General features: G+C 60.2%; 15 protein-coding genes. 10 read left to right on the top strand and 5 right to left on the bottom strand.

Translation table 11 applies throughout. The features are described 5' to 3' along the window. Positions 1-44 precede the first annotated feature (44 nt). Together ACWHVV_RS14725 and ACWHVV_RS14730 are read left to right on the top strand one after the other, a co-directional pair. Positions 45-1,511 carry a carbon starvation CstA family protein gene (locus ACWHVV_RS14725; protein WP_447894207.1) on the top strand — a complete coding sequence of 489 codons (1,467 nt, stop codon included), beginning with the start codon at positions 45-47 and terminating at the stop codon, positions 1,509-1,511. Positions 1,512-2,073: 562 nt separating this feature from the next. Continuing rightward, a complete protein-coding gene (locus ACWHVV_RS14730; RefSeq protein ID WP_447926904.1) occupies positions 2,074-2,910 on the top strand; it encodes a manganese catalase family protein in 837 nt (278 codons plus the stop codon). A gap of 60 nt (positions 2,911-2,970) precedes the next feature. On the opposite strand, the gene bfr is transcribed toward ACWHVV_RS14730, so the two are convergent. The 4 genes from bfr to lptF all read right to left on the bottom strand — a co-directional run bounded on the left by bfr (position 2,971) and on the right by lptF (position 6,221). Next, complete coding sequence (gene bfr, locus ACWHVV_RS14735) at positions 2,971-3,456, bottom strand: bacterioferritin (RefSeq protein ID WP_447529779.1); 486 nt, start codon at positions 3,454-3,456, stop codon at positions 2,971-2,973. A 189-nt stretch (positions 3,457-3,645) separates the two neighbouring features. After that, positions 3,646-3,852: a bacterioferritin-associated ferredoxin gene (locus ACWHVV_RS14740; RefSeq protein WP_447529780.1), complete on the bottom strand. Its 207-nt coding sequence runs from the start codon at positions 3,850-3,852 to the stop codon at positions 3,646-3,648. A 210-nt stretch (positions 3,853-4,062) separates the two neighbouring features. Next, the gene (gene lptG / locus ACWHVV_RS14745) at positions 4,063-5,142 is read right to left on the bottom strand and encodes an LPS export ABC transporter permease LptG (RefSeq protein ID WP_447926905.1); all 1,080 of its coding nucleotides are present in this window, start codon (positions 5,140-5,142) and stop codon (positions 4,063-4,065) included. Next, entirely contained in the window at positions 5,142-6,221 is a 1,080-nt protein-coding gene (lptF, locus tag ACWHVV_RS14750; protein WP_447529782.1) for an LPS export ABC transporter permease LptF, read from the bottom strand. Before lptF ends, lptG begins: the two co-directional genes overlap by 1 nt. 121 nt (positions 6,222-6,342) lie before the next feature. Between lptF and ACWHVV_RS14755 the strand changes: the two genes are divergently transcribed. From ACWHVV_RS14755 to ACWHVV_RS14770, 4 genes are all read left to right on the top strand, one after another. Continuing rightward, the gene (locus tag ACWHVV_RS14755) at positions 6,343-7,863 is read left to right on the top strand and encodes a leucyl aminopeptidase (RefSeq protein WP_447926906.1); all 1,521 of its coding nucleotides are present in this window, start codon (positions 6,343-6,345) and stop codon (positions 7,861-7,863) included. A gap of 136 nt (positions 7,864-7,999) precedes the next feature. Beyond that, positions 8,000-9,112: a branched-chain amino acid aminotransferase gene (locus tag ACWHVV_RS14760; protein WP_447926907.1), complete on the top strand. Its 1,113-nt coding sequence runs from the start codon at positions 8,000-8,002 to the stop codon at positions 9,110-9,112. A 68-nt stretch (positions 9,113-9,180) separates the two neighbouring features. Next, positions 9,181-9,615 (top strand): DNA polymerase III subunit chi, encoded by a 435-nt coding sequence (locus tag ACWHVV_RS14765; RefSeq protein WP_447926908.1) that lies wholly within the window; start codon positions 9,181-9,183, stop codon positions 9,613-9,615. A 165-nt stretch (positions 9,616-9,780) separates the two neighbouring features. Further along, positions 9,781-12,627, top strand: coding sequence for a valine--tRNA ligase (locus ACWHVV_RS14770; RefSeq protein WP_447926909.1), 2,847 nt, complete (start codon positions 9,781-9,783; stop codon positions 12,625-12,627). A gap of 90 nt (positions 12,628-12,717) precedes the next feature. On the opposite strand, the gene ACWHVV_RS14775 is transcribed toward ACWHVV_RS14770, so the two are convergent. Next, entirely contained in the window at positions 12,718-14,160 is a 1,443-nt protein-coding gene (locus ACWHVV_RS14775; RefSeq protein ID WP_447926910.1) for an NAD(P)/FAD-dependent oxidoreductase, read from the bottom strand. Between the two features lie 223 nt (positions 14,161-14,383). On the opposite strand from ACWHVV_RS14775, the gene ACWHVV_RS14780 reads away from it, so the two are divergent. The 4 genes from ACWHVV_RS14780 (at position 14,384) to ACWHVV_RS14795 (ending at position 17,243) form a co-directional block, all read left to right on the top strand. After that, positions 14,384-14,953 carry a TetR/AcrR family transcriptional regulator gene (locus ACWHVV_RS14780; protein WP_447926911.1) on the top strand — a complete coding sequence of 190 codons (570 nt, stop codon included), beginning with the start codon at positions 14,384-14,386 and terminating at the stop codon, positions 14,951-14,953. A 98-nt stretch (positions 14,954-15,051) separates the two neighbouring features. Further along, positions 15,052-15,765: a phosphatase PAP2 family protein gene (locus ACWHVV_RS14785; RefSeq protein WP_447926912.1), complete on the top strand. Its 714-nt coding sequence runs from the start codon at positions 15,052-15,054 to the stop codon at positions 15,763-15,765. 77 nt (positions 15,766-15,842) lie between these two features. After that, positions 15,843-16,151: a hypothetical protein gene (locus ACWHVV_RS14790; protein WP_447926913.1), complete on the top strand. Its 309-nt coding sequence runs from the start codon at positions 15,843-15,845 to the stop codon at positions 16,149-16,151. Between the two features lie 279 nt (positions 16,152-16,430). Continuing rightward, positions 16,431-17,243, top strand: a complete 813-nt coding sequence (locus tag ACWHVV_RS14795) for an N-acetylmuramidase domain-containing protein (RefSeq protein ID WP_447926914.1) — start codon at positions 16,431-16,433, stop codon at positions 17,241-17,243. The last annotated feature ends 31 nt before the right edge of the window (positions 17,244-17,274 follow it).

Consider the following 17,274-nt stretch of genomic DNA (forward strand, 5'->3'; position numbering starts at 1 on the left):
CCCGCCCGTTCCCCCTTGCCACCGACCACCACCGGGTGCCCCCAATGATCACCTTCATCGCCTCGATACTGCTGCTAATAGTAGGGTACTTTACCTACGGCAAGTTCGTTGACCGCGTGTTCGTCGCCGACCGAAAGCGTCCGACACCGGCTTTTAGCATGCGCGACAACATCGACTACGTGCCGATGAACACCACGCGTAACTCACTCATTCAGCTTCTTAACATCGCGGGTGTGGGGCCTATTTTCGGGCCGATTCTGGGCGCGCTTTACGGCCCCGTGGCTTTTGTGTGGATCGTGATCGGCTGCATTTTTGCCGGTGCGGTGCACGACTACCTGACCGGCATGATCTCGATTCGTAACCACGGCGCCCACCTGCCGCAACTGGCGGGCAAGTTTTTGGGCAAGGCGATGAAACACGTGGTCAACGGCTTCGCGCTGTTGCTGCTGTTACTGGTGGGCACGGTATTCGTGACCTCCCCCGCTACGCTGTTGGCGAACATGACCTCGCTTTCGCTGGTGGGCATTACGCTTGCGATTTTTGCCTACTACCTGATCGCCACGCTGTTGCCGATCGATAAGGTGATCGGCCGGGTATATCCCTACTTTGGCGCGCTGTTGCTGTTTAGCGCCGCGGGTATTGGCATTGGCTTGATCGTGACCGGCGCGCCGATTCCGGAGCTTTCGTTTGCCAACATGCACCCGGAAGGCGCCCCCATCTTCCCGCTGCTGTTTTTGACGATCTCCTGCGGCGCGCTTTCCGGCTTTCACGCCACGCAAACACCGATCATCTCGCGCACCACGGAAAACGAATCCAACGGGCGGCGTATTTTCTACGGCATGATGATTACCGAAGGCGTGATCGCGATGATCTGGGCCGCCGCCGCCATGAGCCTATTCTACGGCGACCAGACGCTGTCTGACGTACTCGCCGCCGGTGGCCCCGCCGCCGTGGTGAGCGAAGTCTCGACCACCATGCTGGGCGCCGTGGGCGGTACGCTGGCCATCCTGGGCGTTATCGTGCTGCCGATCACCTCCGGTGACACCGCGTTTCGCAGTGCGCGCATGATCATTGCCGACTACCTAAAAATCGCCCAGAAACCGATCGCCAAGCGCATCATGATCGCCCTGCCGCTGTTCGTGATCTCCTACGCGCTGACCCACATGGACTTCACGCTGCTATGGCGCTACTTCTCCTGGGCTAACCAGACCACCGCGGTGATCGCCCTGTGGGTGGGCACCATGTATCTGGTGTTGTCACGTAAGCCCTACCTGATCACGGCGATTCCTGCGGTCTTCATGACCATGGCGACCTTTACCTACCTGGCCTTCGCGCCGATCGGGTTCGGCCTTCCGCTGCAGATGAGCTACGTAGTGGCCGCACTTGGCACGCTGGTGTGCATCGCGCTGTTCATGAAGCGCGTACGCCGCCTGAGCCGGGCGACCTTCTCCGTGGACGAGCCGGTCGCGGCGTTCGAAGGATCTGACGCCTTCGCAGCACAGAACCGCTAACCTCTTCCCCCAGCGTTAGATCCAGCTCCAGCCCGCTCGACGGTTAATACCGCCGGGCGGTTTTTTTAAAGCACTTTTAAAGAATACTTTTTAAAAGTACTGTTAGTGTCGTGCTCTCATCGCCAAGCCAGACTTCACGACATCGTCTAAAGCATCAAAAATAATTAACCTGTATTAACTTCTTAACATAAAAACAGCCAACTTAATTTAGACTAAAAGAGCAGCGCATTGATAGTTATAGACAATATTGAAACCAACTAACATTACTTAAAGACACCTAAACGCATAACATAAATCAAACTATAAAGATTATAAATATTTGATTTAAATTAAAAACCAACTACTCAAACAATAATAGCGATTAATACTCGAATATCTCTTCTTATGTGCCAGGCTGAGAAAGGCAGGAAGCACTACATTTTGACGAAACGTAAAAGCCAGTTACTCCACACTCGTTGTTCAATAGTAAACGTTCATTTTTATTGAACAATTTTTTACTGAACAAAGAGTTGCCGGAGTAATGACCAAGGAACCCCTTGGCAAATGACTAAGGAGAGTAATCATGTTTCATCATTCATCCAAACTTCAGTACCCGGTCAAGGTCGACAAGCCCAACCCCCAGTTCGCCATGCTACTGCAACAGGCGATTGGTGGTATCGAGGGCGAAATTCGCGTGGCCATGCAGTATTTCTTCCAGGCGATGGGCGCCCGCGGCGATGACCGTATTCGTGACATGCTGATGTCGACCGCCACCGAAGAGCTATCGCACATCGAGATGCTGGGCCATGCCGTTGCGCTCAACTTGGAAGGCGCGCCGGTTTCCTATCAGGAAGAAACCGCCAAGGACCCGGTGATGAACGCCATCCTGGGCGGCGCAAACCCGCGCCACCTGCTGTCATCGGGCCTTTCGGCCATGCCGGTCAACGCCAACGGCGTGCCTTTTGATATGAGCCACGTGTACGCCACCGGCAATATCGGCGCGGACATGATGGCCAACGTGGCGGCGGAATCCGGCGGGCGCGTTCTGGCCACGCGTCTTTATAACTGGACCGACGATCACGGCATGAAGGACTTCCTGTCGTTTTTGATCGCCCGGGATACCTATCACCAGCAGCAGTGGCTGGCCATCATCGAGGAGCTGGGTGGAATGGAAGCGCAGTTACCGATTCCCAACTCGACGCCGGAAGAGCACGAGGCGACCGAGCACTCCTACTACTACCTGAACACCTTGCTGGATAAAGACGCACCGAAAGGCCGCTGGGGCGAAGGACCTTCGCTTGACGGGCGCAGCCAGTACTCGATCAAGAATAAGCCCGAGCCGCTGGGTCAAGAGCCAAGCCTGGGGGGCGCCAAACCCAACTCCGGGGCGCAAACCGAGCAGGTCGACCCGTCCAAATAAAGGGTCGTCCATAAAAAAACCCCGAACCTGGTTCGGGGTTTTTTTGGGCTAAACGAAGGCTTATTCGTTTTCGCCGGCCATTTGCATCTGGCGCAGCATGTAATTCTGGACACCGACTTTATCGATCAGGCTGAGCTCGGTTTCGATGTGGTCGATGTGCTCTTCTTCATCGGCCAGCAAATCGCGCAGCATGTCGCGGGTCACGTAGTCTTTCACGCTTTCGCAGTAGGTGATGGCTTCGATGTAGTCGTTACGGCCGTCGTGTTCGATCTTGAGATCGCACTCGAGCATTTCCTTGACGTTTTCACCGATATGCAGCTTGCCCAGGTCCTGCAGGTTGGGCAGCCCTTCCAAAAACAGGATGCGCTCGATGATCTTGTCAGCGTGCTGCATCTCTTCGATGGATTCGTCGTATTCCCACTTGGCCAGCGCCTTTAGGCCCCAGTCCTTGTACATTTTGGCGTGCAAAAAGTACTGGTTGATCGCAACGAGTTCGTTACCCAGTGCGATATTGAGATGTTGAATAACCTTGGGATCGCCTTTCATATATCACCTTCTTTGTGCGTGCGCTCTTTTTGTCGTAAAAGGTTTTTCGGACAATCAAGCAGTTACGTCATTAAAGGAGCAGCGGCCCACAAGGCATACTCCCGGATGACTGAGAGTATAAAGGAGCAAGCTAAAAATTCAAACAAATCAGTTATTTGCTAAAAGTAACTTAAACAATAGTGATTCGCGTCATACGGCGTAAGCGAGACCCATATCGGCTTGCTGGCGCTCGTCGTAAATTGCTTCACGGGTAATGGATTTGGCAAGGCAGGCACACTTGCCGCACTGGGTCGCGCAGCCGGTGGCTTCTCGCACGTCGCGAAAGCTACGCGCGCCGTCGCTCACCTGCTGACGGATTTGATGGTCGGTCACACCCTTGCACATGCACACGTACATGACATCACCTCATAAAATGCATAAACCGAATGTAAATGATTCGCATACATCTTATCAAGTAAAAATCAGTCGCTTTTGTTAAGCGTTTTTAGTTACCTCGCATTTTATAAAACCAATACAGTACGTTAGCGCCCAGGCCCTGGATTGAAAAAATCGCACAAAAAAGCCGGGCCACTTTTGGGTACCCGGCTTTTCGGATCTTTTAAGCGGTTAGCCGTTTCGGTGCAGGAAGTAGCCCCCCACAACAGCACACGCCAACGTAGGCACCAGCACCGCCCATACCGGCGAGAAACCAAAGATACTGGAAGCCGGCGCCAGCAGATCCTGCACGTACTTGAAAACGAGCCCGGTAACGACCCCGTAGAAAACCCGGGTGCCGGCGGCTACGGTGCGCAGCGGCCCGAAAACGAACGAGGCGGCAATCAAGACCAAAGAGGCCATGGTCAGCGGCATCAGCACCTTCTGCCAGAAGTAGAGCAACGGTTGCTCGGCGCTAAGCCCTTGGCTTTGCAGGAAGTTAGCATAGGCCCACAGCTCGCTGGGCGCCTGGCTTTCGATATCGCGTAAAAGCCGCTCCAGCTGGGTGGGTGTTAGCGCGGTTTCCCACATCGCCTGGGGCACGTACTCGGACTCGGTGTGGTCGTCATAAATGCGCGTGGTGTTCACGTCCTCCAACTGCCACACGCCCTCTTCCCAGTAAGCGCGCTCAGCACGGGTCGCTTCGACCAGGCGGCGCTCTTCGAAACGGTAGCGCGTCAAATCGAGCACCACGTTGTCGGCGCGAATGGCGCCAAAACGGTACACGCTGTCGCCCTCGAACTGCCAGCCGCTGCGGCTTGTGAGCATGGTGCCTTCCCCCTGGCGCTGCTCCAGCCGCCAGGCTTCGGCGAACTGCTCGGTTCGGGGGCTGACGAACTCCGCCACCAGCAGCACCACCGCTACCACTAACAGCACCGGCTTCATCACGCCCCAGACGATACGCGCAAGCGAGCGCCCGGCCGCGCGCATCACGGTCAGCTCGTTGCTGGAGGCCATGGTGCCCAGGCCGATCAGTGCGCCGATCAGCACCGCCACCGGGGCGTATTGATAAAACCGCCAGGGCAGGCGCATGCCAAGATACAAAAGCACGTCTAGTGCCGAGTAATTCCCCTGGGTGTCGCCCAGGTCGCCAATGTAGGCCAGGGTTATATCCAGACCCAGCAGCACGATCTGTACGATGACGATAGCGCCCAGTATGTTGCGGGCGATGTAGCGGTCCAAACGATCCGCCGGCGTTAAAAAACCGAGCATTAGCGCATTCCTTTACGTTGCGAGCGCCAAATCAGCAGACACCCGAGCCCCAAAAAGAGCCCATGTACCGGCCACACCCCTACCGTGGTGGCGAGAGTACCGCTGCCGATGGCATCCACGGCGGCCAGCAGCAGGCTTAAATAGGCGACGTACAAAAAGACTGCCGGCAAGAGCTTGGCGAACCGCCCTTGGCGCGGGTTGACCTGGGAGAGCGGCTGGGCCAGCAGCGCCAGCACGAACACCATCAGCGGAAGCCCGGCCCGCCACTGAAACTGCGCCTGGGCGCGCGGCCCGGGCTCGCGCCATAGATCCGCCGTGGTGGCATATTCCAGCGAATCGAGTTCCTGGCGTTCGCGGCTGAGCCCCAACCGCAGCGTGTAGCGATCGAAAACCAGCCGTTCGGCGGCCTGGCGCCCGGGGGTGACGCCGTAGCGTTCGCCCTCCTCCAGCACCAGAAAGCGGCTGCCGGTCTCCATTCGGGTCTCCTGATGGCCCGCGCGCGCCCGGGTGATGTAGCTGTGCGGACTGTCGCTATCCGGGTTGGCCTGCTCGTGCACCAGCACTTCCTGCATTTCGGTGCCGTCGCTGTTGAAATCGCTGATATACGCCGTGCGCCCGCCGCCAAAGGACTGAAAGCGCCCGGGGGCGAGCACCGAGACATCCAAACGGCTGCGCTGCTCCTCGATGGTGGCGTCGGTTAAAAGCGCCCCGGCCGGGGTGAGCCACAGGCTGCAAAGCCCCACCAGCACGGCCACGACCGAAGCCGGCAGCAGCGTTACCCGCAAAAGGCGCGTGGGGCTCATGCCGCAGGCGACCATCACGGTGATTTCGCTATTCATATAGAGCTGGCCGTAGGCGAGCAGAATGCCGAGAAAAAACGCCAGCGGCAGAATCAGCTCCATGAACCCGGGCAGGTGATAAAACATCAAACTGCCCAGAATGGTGACGGGAAAATCGCCCTCGGCGGCATCGGCGAAGTAGCGAATGAAGCGGCTACCCATGATGACCAGCAACAAAATGCCGGCCACCGCCGACATGGTGAGTAACACTTCACGAGTCAAGTACCGAAATAAAATCAACGCGCTCTCCGGCTAAGCCTGCAGGTGACCATGCAATGCGTTCATGGCTTGGGTACACTAATACAACGTACGATCGCGGTATTATCGCGAATCACTTGATGCTTGTCTTGTTGGAGACGTCATGGAATTTTCCGTTCAGACGGCCAATCCCGCCAAATCCGAAACGGCGTGCCTTGTTCTGCCCGTCTATAAAGATAGCGAGTTGCTGCCCGCGGTGGCGAAATTGGACGACGCGAGCGAGCGGCTGATCGGCCAATTACTCGAGCGCGGCGATTTCGACGCAGCCCTGGGCAACGTTCAGCTGATCCCCTTCGCCCCCGGGCTTGGCGCGCAGCGGCTTCTGCTGGTCGGCCTTGGCGAGCGCGAAAAGTGCCGGGAAGCGGCGGTCATCAAAGCGATGGAGGCCGCCATGACGGCGCTGGTGAAACTGCCCATCGACGAAGCCAGCACCGCCTTCACCGATATCCCGCTGGAAGGGCGCGACACCGCCTGGAAGGCGCGCAAGACCCTGGAGGCCGCCGAGCGCGCGCTCTACCGTTTCGACCAGTTCAAATCCGCTCCGGCCCCCACGCCTACGCTTGCCAAACTGCACCTGATCGTCAGTGAAAACGGCGAGGTGCAAAACGCCCAGTACGGCGCCAAAATCGGCTGTGCGATCGGCCAGGGCGTCAACTTTACGCGCACGCTGGCCAACCTGCCCGGCAATGTTTGCACGCCGCGCTACCTGGCCGAACAGGCGCAAAAGCTGGGTAAGGAGTCGCGCGGCGCCCTCGACGTGGAAATTCTGGACGAAGAGGCGCTCGAAGCGTTGGGCGCGGGCTCGCTTTTATCGGTCGGCCGCGGCAGCGTCGAGCCTTCACGGCTGATCGTCATGAAGTACCAGGGCGCCGACGACCCGGATGAAGCCCCCCACGTACTGATCGGCAAGGGTATCACCTTCGATACCGGCGGCATCTCGCTCAAACCTGGCGACGGCATGGACGAGATGAAGTTCGACATGGGTGGCGCGGCTGGCGTGTTCGGCACGGTCAAGGCGGTACTCGAGATCAAGCCCAGGCTCAACGCGGTATTCATCGTGGCCGCCGCCGAAAACATGCCCGACGGCGCAGCGACCAAGCCTGGTGACATCATCAAGACCCTCAAGGGCTTGACCGTCGAGGTGCTCAACACCGACGCCGAGGGCCGGCTGGTACTGTGCGATGCGCTCACCTACGCCGAGCGTTTCACCCCAGCCAGCGTCATCGATATCGCCACGCTCACCGGGGCGGTCATCGTCGGCCTTGGCCATCACGCCACCGGGCTTTTGTCCAACGACGACGACCTGGCCCTCGACGTACTGGAAGCCGGCGAAACCGCCTGGGATCGCACCTGGCAGTTGCCGCTTTGGGACGAATACCAGGAGCAGCTGGACTCCAACTTCGCGGACCTTGCCAATATCGGCGGGCGCCCGGCGGGTACGATCACCGCGGCGTGCTTTCTGTCACGTTTTGCCGATCATTTCCCCTGGGCGCACCTGGATATCGCCGGCACGGCCTGGCACTCGGGTAAGCAAAAAGGCGCTACCGGCCGCCCAGTGGGGCTTTTGACCCAGTATTTGCTAGACCGCGAAACCGACGCCCAGGTCGATACCGAGACAAAATAAGCGCTTATGGCGCGTAACGGTTGCCTTTCACCGCCACAACCGTTAAACCTGAAACATCAAGGCGCCCAGCCGACCGGGCGCCTTCCCCATTTTTGATGCTTACCCCCGCGGGGGTGCTTTGCGGAGACGATACGCCGTGCCCACTGCAAGTTCAGCAACTCGTTTTGAAATTCTGCCCTCCAATCAGGCAGCGCCGGACAACCTTCGCGAAAGCGTGCTGGCAAACCCAGGCTTTGGCAAACACTTCACCGACCACATGGCGCACGTGCGCTGGACGGTCGACGCCGATTGGCACGGCCACCAGGTGCGCCCCTACGGGCCGCTGACCCTGGACCCGGCCGCCGCGGTGCTGCACTACGGCCAGGAAATCTTCGAGGGCATCAAGGCCTACCGCCACGCGGACGGCTCGGTCTGGACCTTCCGCCCGGAGAAAAACGCCGAGCGCCTGCGCCGTAGCGCCCGCCGCCTGGCACTCCCCGAGCTTTCCGATGAGGACTTCCTGGGCTCGATCAAAGCCTTGCTGGCCCAGGACCACACCTGGGTGCCCACCCCGCAAAGCGATGCCGACGAGTGCAGCTTGTACCTGCGCCCGTTCATGATCGCCTCAGAAGCCTTTTTGGGCGTTCGCCCGGCCCACGAAGTGGACTACTACGTGATCGCCTCCCCCGCGGCCTCCTACTTCAAGGGCGGCGTGAACCCGGTCTCGATCTGGCTTTCGTCCACCTACAAGCGCGCCGCCGCTGGCGGCACCGGCTTTGCCAAGTGCGGCGGCAACTACGCAGCCTCCTTGGCCGCGCAGAAAGAGGCCGAAGGCCACGGCTGCGGCCAGGTCGCGTTTTTGGACGCGGCGGAGAACAAGTGGATCGAAGAGCTCGGTGGCATGAACCTGTTCTTCGTGTTCAAGGATGGCCGCCTGGTCACCCCGCGCCTGACCGATACGATTCTCGAAGGCGTAACGCGCAACTCGGTACTCACGCTTGCCAAAGACATGGGCCTGACCCCGGAAGAGCGCCCGATCAGCATCGACGAATGGCGCGAAGGTGCCGAGTCCGGTGAGATCACCGAGGTCTTCGCCTGCGGCACCGCCGCGGTAATTACCCCGGTGGGCGAGCTGGTCACCGAGCACGAGCGCATTCGCCTGAACGGCGACGGCGGCAATGAAGTGGCCATGCGCATTCGCAAAACCCTGCTGGACATTCAGTACGGGCGCAGCGACGACACGCATGGTTGGCTCACCCAGCTGGTGTAACCCCTCCCGCCGCCGCCTCGTGCGGCGGCGACCTTTCAGGCCTTCAGACGTTTCAATGCGGGAATTCCATGGCGCGAATCGACTTCTACATACTTCAGGACACCACCCTGGAGGCGCGGCTCGCCTTTGCCTGCAAGCTAGCGGATACCATCTACCGCAAGGGCTACCGGCTGCACCTTCACTGCGAGGACCAGGCGCTGGCGCAGCAAGCCGACGACGCGCTCTGGACCTTTCGCGAGGACGCCTACCTGCCCCACGCGATCGAAGGTAGCGACATGGCTGCAAGCGTGCCCATCACGCTGGGCTTTGGCGCGCTGCCTACCCCGGCGGAAGAGACCGCGCTTTTGAACCTGCACCCGGACATTCCCGAAGGGATCGAGCGCTTCACAAGAGTTGCCGAAATCATCAACCAGCACCAGCAGGTGCTCGTTACCAAACGCGCCTGTTGGCAGCGCTATAAGGAGCTTGGCCACGAGGTGGTGCCGCACAAGATTGGCGGCTAAGCCAACGTTAAAGACGACCACGCTTGCGAGAACCACTTCCCGGCCACGACACGCCTGACGCGTCGCGGCTGTTCGCGCTATACTAGCCGCCATTTTTCGCCCCCTTTATGAATTTCATGCTTGCCTCGGGCGTCTCTCGGGAAAGCATCGTTTGCGAGTCACTCCATGGAAAAGACCTACCAACCCGAACAGATCGAAACCCGCTGGTACGCGCGCTGGGAGGCGGACAACCGTTTCGCGCCGTCAGGCACCGGTGCGCCCTTCTCCATCATGATTCCGCCGCCCAACGTGACCGGAAGCCTCCACATGGGTCACGCCTTCCAGGACACCATTATGGATACCCTGACGCGCTGGAAGCGGATGCAGGGTAACAACACGCTCTGGCAGGTCGGCACCGACCACGCGGGGATCGCCACCCAAATGCTGGTGGAGCGCAAGGTGGCCGCGGAAGAAGGCAAAACGCGCCACGAATTGGGGCGCGAGGCGTTCACGGACAAGATCTGGGAGTGGAAGGAAGAGTCCGGCGGCCACATTACCCGCCAGCTTCGCCGCATGGGCGCCAGTGTGGACTGGTCCCGCGAGCGCTTCACCATGGACGACGGCTTCTACAAGGCGGTGCAGGAAGTATTCGTGCGCCTGCATGAGGACAATCTGATCTACCGCGGTAAGCGCCTGGTCAACTGGGACCCGACGCTGCACACCGCGATTTCCGATCTGGAAGTGGAGAACAAAGAGCAGCAAGGCAGCTTCTGGCATTTCCGCTACCCGCTGGCCGACGGCGTTAAAACCGCGGACGGCAAGGATCACGTCGTCGTCGCCACCACCCGCCCGGAAACCCTTTTGGGCGATACCGGCGTGGCGGTGAACCCGGAAGACGAACGTTACGCCTCACTGGTCGGCAAATTCATCGAGCTGCCGCTGGTCGGCCGGCGCATTCCCATCGTCGCTGATGAGCACGCGGACATGGAGAAAGGCTCGGGCTGTGTGAAGATCACCCCGGCCCACGACTTCAACGACTACGAAGTCGGCAAGCGCCAGAATCATCTGTTGATCAACGTCTTCTCGAAAGACGCCACGATTCTCGAGCGCGCCGAAATCTTCGACCTCAAGGGCCAGCCCCAGCCGGAAGAAGACGCCACCCTGCCCGCGAAGTACGCAGGCCTGGGCCGGTTCGAGGCGCGCCAGCAGATCGTCGACGACATGGACGCGCTCGGCCTGCTACTCGAGGTGGAGGCGGTCAACAACACGCTGCCCTATGGCGACCGCTCCGGTGACGTCATCGAGCCGCTTTTGACCGATCAGTGGTTCGTGGCCGTCGACCAGCTCGCCAAGCCCGCGATCGCGGCAGTCGAGAACGGCGATATTCAGTTCGTGCCCAAGAACTACGAGAACATGTACTTCGCCTGGATGCGCGACCTGCAGGACTGGTGCATCTCGCGCCAGCTCTGGTGGGGCCACCGCATTCCCGCCTGGTACGACGAACAAGGCAACGTCTTCGTTGCGCGCACTGAAGCCGAGGCCCGGGAAAAGCACGGCCTGGGTAGCGATGTCACGCTCACCCAGGACGAGGACGTACTCGACACCTGGTTTAGCTCGGGCCTTTGGACCTTCGGCACCCTGGGCTGGCCGGAAAAGACCCCGGAGCTCGAGACCTTCCACCCGACCAGCGTGCTGGTCACCGGCTTCGACATCATCTTCTTCTGGGTTGCCCGGATGATCATGATGACGCTGAAGTTCACCGACCAGGTGCCCTTCAAGACCGTGTACGTGCATGGCCTGGTTCGCGACGGCCAGGGCCAGAAGATGTCCAAGTCCAAGGGCAACGTACTCGACCCGATCGACCTGATCGACGGCATCAGCCTGGACGCGCTTCTCGACAAGCGGACCGGCAACATGATGCAGCCCAAGAAAGCCAAGGCGATTGCCAAGGCGACCAGGGACGAATTCAAGGACGGCATCGAGCCCCACGGCACCGATGCGCTGCGCTTCACGTTCTTGTCGCAAGCGACCACCGGGCGCGACATCAAGTTCGACATGAACCGCCTGGACGGCTACCGCAACTTCTGCAACAAGCTGTGGAACGCCTCGCGCTACGTGCTGATGAATGCCGAAGGCGAAGACTGCGGCACCGATGACGAGGCGGTGACACTCTCGCTGGCGGATCGCTGGATCATCTCGCAGCTGCAAAAAACCGAGGCCCAAGTCACCAAAGCGATGGAGGAGTATCGTTTTGATCACGCCTCCCAGGCGCTTTACGAGTTCGTCTGGAACGAGTACTGCGACTGGTACCTGGAGCTCTCCAAGCCGGTGCTGTGGGACGAAAATGCGTCCGCTGAAGCCAAACGCGGCACCCGTCGCACCCTGGTACGCGTGCTGGAAACCATCCTGCGGCTGGCCCACCCGATGATGCCTTATATCTCTGAAGAGATTTGGCAGCGCGTCGCCCCGCTTGCCGGGCGCTACCCGGGTCAGGACGCCTCGATCATGAACCAGCCCTGGCCCCAGGCGGTTGATGCCCAGATCGACGAGCAGGCGAGCCGCGATATCGAGTGGCTCAAAGGCGTGATCGTCGCCGTGCGTAACATCCGCGCCGAGATGAACATCGCCCCGGGCAAGCCGCTGGACGTACTGCTGACCAAGGGCCAGCCGACAGACGCCGAGCGCCTGGAGAACAACCGCCTGTTCCTCTCCAAACTTGCCAAGCTCGAAAGCGTGACCTGGCTTGCCAACCCGGACGATGCCCCGCTTAGCGCCACCCAGCTGGTCGGTGATATGGAAGTGCTGGTGCCCATGGCGGATCTCATCGATAAGGACGCCGAGCTTGCGCGCTTGAACAAGGAGATCGACAAGCAGGACAAGCTGATCGGCGGCGTCGAGAAGAAGCTTTCCAACGAAAGCTTCACCGCCAAGGCCCCGGCCGCCGTGATCGATAAAGAGCGCGGGAAGCTTGCCGAGTTCCAGTCCGCCAAAAAACTGCTAATAGAGCAGAAGGCGAAGATCGAGGCGCTCTAACGCAGAAGTGCTTCAAGTCTTGAGCATCATCGCTAAACGCCAGCGCCACCTTCTCGGGTGGCGCTGGCGTTTTAGGGTCTCAACACCCTATCAGTGGCGGAACACGTACTCCGAGCCGTCGGTAAAGCGGCTGAAGCGGTAGATCGACGGGTCACAGGTGGTTTTTTCGCCGGCAATCATCTCGGCGAGCATTTCCCCGGAAGCCGGCGCGGTGGTGAGGCCGTTGCCGGAGAAACCAGTGATGACGAAGAGCCCGTCGTTATCCGGTACGTCTGAAATCACCTGGGTGGAGTCGGGCGTGGCGTCGATCATACCCGCCCAGCGCTCGCGCACCTGGGCGTTTTCGTACTGCGGGTAGGCGCGGCGCAGGTTGGCCAAAGCCGTGTTCACCTCGTCTTCATCCACGCTGCCCGAGAGCATGCGCACCTGCTCGAAGGGCGTGATCTCATCGGCAGACCATTTGGAGGCCATGTTGAGCGAGGCGAAGAAGTCGCTCGACAGGCGTACCTTGAGCAGATCGCCGGAGTGCTTCAGCGCCGGCAAGAAGTCCAGCAGCATGCGGAAGCTGTCGGTGGTGATGGGCGCGACGTTGGTCGATACACCCACGGCGGTTTCGCCGGTGTCCATCTGACGCCAGGCGAAGTCAGGGCCGTAACCGGCGCCGGGCAAGGCGTTGTCGATGGGGCTCAAACGCTGCATGGACGAGGCGATGGTGAGCTGCGGTAGATGAACGCCCAGGTTACCAGCAAACAGCGACGACCAGGCGCCGCCGGCCAGCACGACCTGGGAGGCCTTGATGTAACCCTGCTCGGTATGCACGCCGACGACTCTACCGCCCTGGCGGTCGATGGTGCGCGCCGCACAAGGGGAAACGATCTGCACACCCTCATTCATCGCCCCGCGCGCAATGCGCGAGACCGAATAGCGCGGCTCGGCGGTGCCGTCGCTGGCCTGGTGAAGCACCGCCTTGTATTGCCCGGCGCCCTGGGGCAGCAGCCGGCCGAGTTCGCTACCCGTCACCAGCCGCGCATCGGTCTGCGGCTGAATCTCCCGCGCCTGGTCAAGCCAGTCATGGCTTGCACTCACCTCGTCGTCGGTGGCCAGCAGCGAGTAGTTGCCTGTCTGGCGAAAACCAATGTCCTCACCAAAGCGCTCGGCAAAGCCTTGCCAGATTGCCTTCGAGCGGTTGGCAAGCTCCAGCTTGCCCAAATCCCAGCTATTGGAGTAGACCCAACCGAAGGCACGGCTGGACTGCTCCCCCGCCACCACACCCTTTTCGAGCACCACCGTACTGAGCCCTTTCTGGTTGAGAAACAGCGCTGTGGAAAGCCCGGCGATACCGCCACCGATCACCACCACATCGGCCTGGGCGGGCAAGGTGTCCGAGGTCGCCACGCCTTCCGCCCGGGGGATCTGCGATTCCAGACGCCAGCCTGGGCGGGCGCCGTAGGTCGCGCCTAAAAAACCGCCCAACACGCCGCCGGCGATACCGGTACCGGCGGACAAGAGAAAACTGCGTCTGGATAGCGCCATGGCTCTGTACCTTTTGACGTGTATGAATGCGGCGCTCATGAAGCGCTCACGAAAAAAGACAGATTATGACTGACCAGTCGGAAAATAAAAGTGCGCTTTTTTGACGCAATCGATCAACTCGGTGCAACGAAAAATACCGACGACATGGCAAGGCGTTCAGCGCGAGCCAGCGGGGATAAGGTAAACTGCCAGTGTTCACTGATCGACGAAGACCGGGAGGCCCATGGCACGCAAGAAAGAGATTTCCCTCGAGCGCATTCTGGACGCCGCCGATGCCATCATCATGGAAAGCGCCGGGCGCCAGTTCACCCTCGACGCCGTGGCCGAGCGCGCCGGTATCAGCAAAGGGGGCCTGGTCTACAGCTTCGCGACCAAGGACGACCTGGTGGCCGCGGTCCTGCAGCGCGAGATCGAGCGCGTGCATGGCGCCGTCAAAACCCGGGCAGGCAGCGATTGGCAACATAGCCACAAACGCCTGCTCGCCTATCTCGATGAGGCGCTGACCGAAGACGACCGGCTCATTCGCCGCTCCGCCTTTCTGATGACAGCTCTGCTGCATTCGCCAGAGAAATCGCGCCCGGCACGAGAGTATTACCGCACCATTTTAGAGCTGTTCGACGGCGACGATACCGCCAGTAAAGACATCCGCCAGGCGGTGCTTGCAATCGAAGGGCTCTTTCTGCTGCGTGGTCTGGGCTTTGCCGACCCCACGCCCGAGGAGTGGAGCTCGGTACTCGAACACGCCCGCACCACCGTGGCCAATGCCATCGCCGCTGATGAGCCCGAAAAGTGAGGGGTTAACCATGACGCACAGATTACGAAACACTGTTCATTAACAGGCTAAGCAACTAAACTATGCCCTGAACCATAAGCCGCAATATGGGTATTGCCATGCACACTCGCCGCATTCTTTTTTACAACTTCCTGGGGTTTGCCCTGATCGCCAGCTGGTGGCTGCCGTCGGTCCTTTTTTGGACCAAGCTGGACGATGACGTCTTTTTCTTCTTCAACCAGTTCGTAAGCCCGGTCTACCCGCGCTGGGTCGAGACCATGGCGCTGCTCAACACCCGCGCCTTCGACAAGGTGATGTTTGGCATACTGGTGATCATGCTGTTCTTTGCCATGGTGCGCGACAAGAACGGCAGCTGGCCCAAGTGGCTGGCGATCGGCCTGATCATGTCGGCGGTGGGGGCGCTGCTGGGTGAAATGCTGCACATGGATCTACTCGCCGCCCGCCCCAGCCCCACGGTGTGGCACGACGACGTCAACATTCTCAACAACTACACCTACCTGAACGCCAAGGCAACCGCCTCCAACAGCTTCCCGAGCGACCACGGGGTGCTGGCCATGGTGTTCGCCAGCTTCATGCTGCGCTTCGCCGACCGCCTGATCGCCTCGCTTTCCGTGGCGCTGGCTATCTTCGTGACCCTGCCACGTATTCTGGTGGGTGGCCACTGGGTGAGCGATGTCTACTTCGGAGCGCTTGCCATCGTGCTGGTGGTACTGCCCTGGATTCTGTGCAACTCGTATATCTCGAGCTTGATCGACCGGATGGCGCGCTTTTTCGATACCGCCGCTCACAAGCTCTTACCCCGGTTTCACTAAACCACCCTATGCGGCCGCCCTTGGGCGGCCGTTTTGATTGGCCCCTTACCACCGGCCGCAACGGATACGCTATGGACATGAGTCAGTTGGAACACGTGGTCATTGCCCTGGGCGTTCAACTCCTGCTCGCCCTGCTCCCCCGGGTCACCCTTTGGGTGTCCGGCTCGCTGGCCGTGGCGGTGTTCCTGGGCCGCGAAATCGCCCAGCACGAGTATCGCCTGGCCATTCAGCGCGGCTGGGAGTGGGGCCAAACCCAGCCGGTGGGCATGTTCGAAGGCGTGTACACCGGCTGGCACCTGGGTTCCATACTCGATGTACTGATGCCGGCGGTGGCCTGTTTTATTCTGGCGCTGATGGTCACTTTGGTGCGTCGAAACAGGCGTTAACGCCAACTCCTCTTCTCTTGGCAACGTCGTCCCCATCCCACGGCACGAGCTATCTTTTCGACCGCCAAACGATGCCACTGCCGCACCTCAGCGCCCTTCTTCTGTCCCCTTTTTTCAGGGGACAGGCTACAAAATACTCAGGTGTCGCCCGTGGCCACCGGCGTCTTTTTTGGCGCGACACCGTTCGCTATCCCGCCATAGGGGCTAAGATTACTTGAGCGCCTTTTAGCACTGCCGACAAGGCCGCTCACCCTCTGCGCCCCCTATGGAGGCTCTATCATGTTGCTACGCAATGGATCCATTGGCCCCAGTGTCACCGCGCTACAGCGCGAGCTCAATACTGCCGGTTACGCCATCAGCGTTGACGGGCACTATGGCCCTGAAACCGAACGCGCCGTTCGCCGCTATCAGCTCGCAAAAGGCCTGGTGGCGGACGGCATCGCCGGCCCCAAGACCCGCGCCGCCCTGCATGGCCAGCACAATAACCGTATGCTCGGTCAGCGCGACCTGGTCGAGGCGGCTGACCGGCTGGGGGTCGAGCTCGCCGCCATTTTGGCCGTCAACGAAGTGGAAAGCCGAGGGCAAGGCTTTCATAGTGGCGGGCCTCGCGACGGCCAGCCGATCATTTTGTTCGAACGCCACATCATGCACCGCCGACTGCAACACCACGGTATCGACCCGGCGCCTCACCAACGTGCCCAACCCGATATCGTGAATACGAGCGCGGGCGGTTATATCGGCGGCTACCTGGAGCACGACCGCCGTGATCGCGCCGGAAATATCCACAGCGCCGCGTCTATCGAATCCGCGAGTTGGGGGTTATTTCAGATCATGGGCTTTCACTGGGAACTCCTTGGATACGACTCCGCCGAGCACTTCGCCACCAGCATGGGGATCTACGAATCCCACCAGCTGGACGCCTTCGTGCGCTTCATTGAAGCGGACAGCGCAATTCACGCCGCGCTCCGCCGTCACGATTGGGTCGACTTCGCCCGCCGCTACAACGGACCCAACTACGCCGCGAACGACTACGACACCCGCCTCGCCGCCGCCTACCGCCGCCACGCAGAAGGTTTAATGCTAGCCGCGTAAGGCGGTTCACGCTTTGGCCAGCGCCGCAGCG

This window comes from Vreelandella sp. EE27 (assembly GCF_968206495.1).

What these genes read in the sequence shown, in the direction of transcription:
- ACWHVV_RS14725 (WP_447894207.1), top strand. Translation starts at nt 45, where the DNA reads ATGATCACCTTCATCGCCTCGATACTGCTGCTAATAGTAGGGTACTTT.
- ACWHVV_RS14730 (WP_447926904.1), top strand. Translation starts at nt 2,074, where the DNA reads ATGTTTCATCATTCATCCAAACTTCAGTACCCGGTCAAGGTCGACAAG.
- bfr (WP_447529779.1), bottom strand. Translation starts at nt 3,456, where the DNA reads ATGAAAGGCGATCCCAAGGTTATTCAACATCTCAATATCGCACTGGGT.
- ACWHVV_RS14740 (WP_447529780.1), bottom strand. Translation starts at nt 3,852, where the DNA reads ATGTACGTGTGCATGTGCAAGGGTGTGACCGACCATCAAATCCGTCAG.
- lptG (WP_447926905.1), bottom strand. Translation starts at nt 5,142, where the DNA reads ATGCTCGGTTTTTTAACGCCGGCGGATCGTTTGGACCGCTACATCGCC.
- ACWHVV_RS14755 (WP_447926906.1), top strand. Translation starts at nt 6,343, where the DNA reads ATGGAATTTTCCGTTCAGACGGCCAATCCCGCCAAATCCGAAACGGCG.
- ACWHVV_RS14765 (WP_447926908.1), top strand. Translation starts at nt 9,181, where the DNA reads ATGGCGCGAATCGACTTCTACATACTTCAGGACACCACCCTGGAGGCG.
- ACWHVV_RS14770 (WP_447926909.1), top strand. Translation starts at nt 9,781, where the DNA reads ATGGAAAAGACCTACCAACCCGAACAGATCGAAACCCGCTGGTACGCG.
- ACWHVV_RS14775 (WP_447926910.1), bottom strand. Translation starts at nt 14,160, where the DNA reads ATGGCGCTATCCAGACGCAGTTTTCTCTTGTCCGCCGGTACCGGTATC.
- ACWHVV_RS14780 (WP_447926911.1), top strand. Translation starts at nt 14,384, where the DNA reads ATGGCACGCAAGAAAGAGATTTCCCTCGAGCGCATTCTGGACGCCGCC.
- ACWHVV_RS14785 (WP_447926912.1), top strand. Translation starts at nt 15,052, where the DNA reads ATGCACACTCGCCGCATTCTTTTTTACAACTTCCTGGGGTTTGCCCTG.
- ACWHVV_RS14790 (WP_447926913.1), top strand. Translation starts at nt 15,843, where the DNA reads ATGAGTCAGTTGGAACACGTGGTCATTGCCCTGGGCGTTCAACTCCTG.
- ACWHVV_RS14795 (WP_447926914.1), top strand. Translation starts at nt 16,431, where the DNA reads ATGTTGCTACGCAATGGATCCATTGGCCCCAGTGTCACCGCGCTACAG.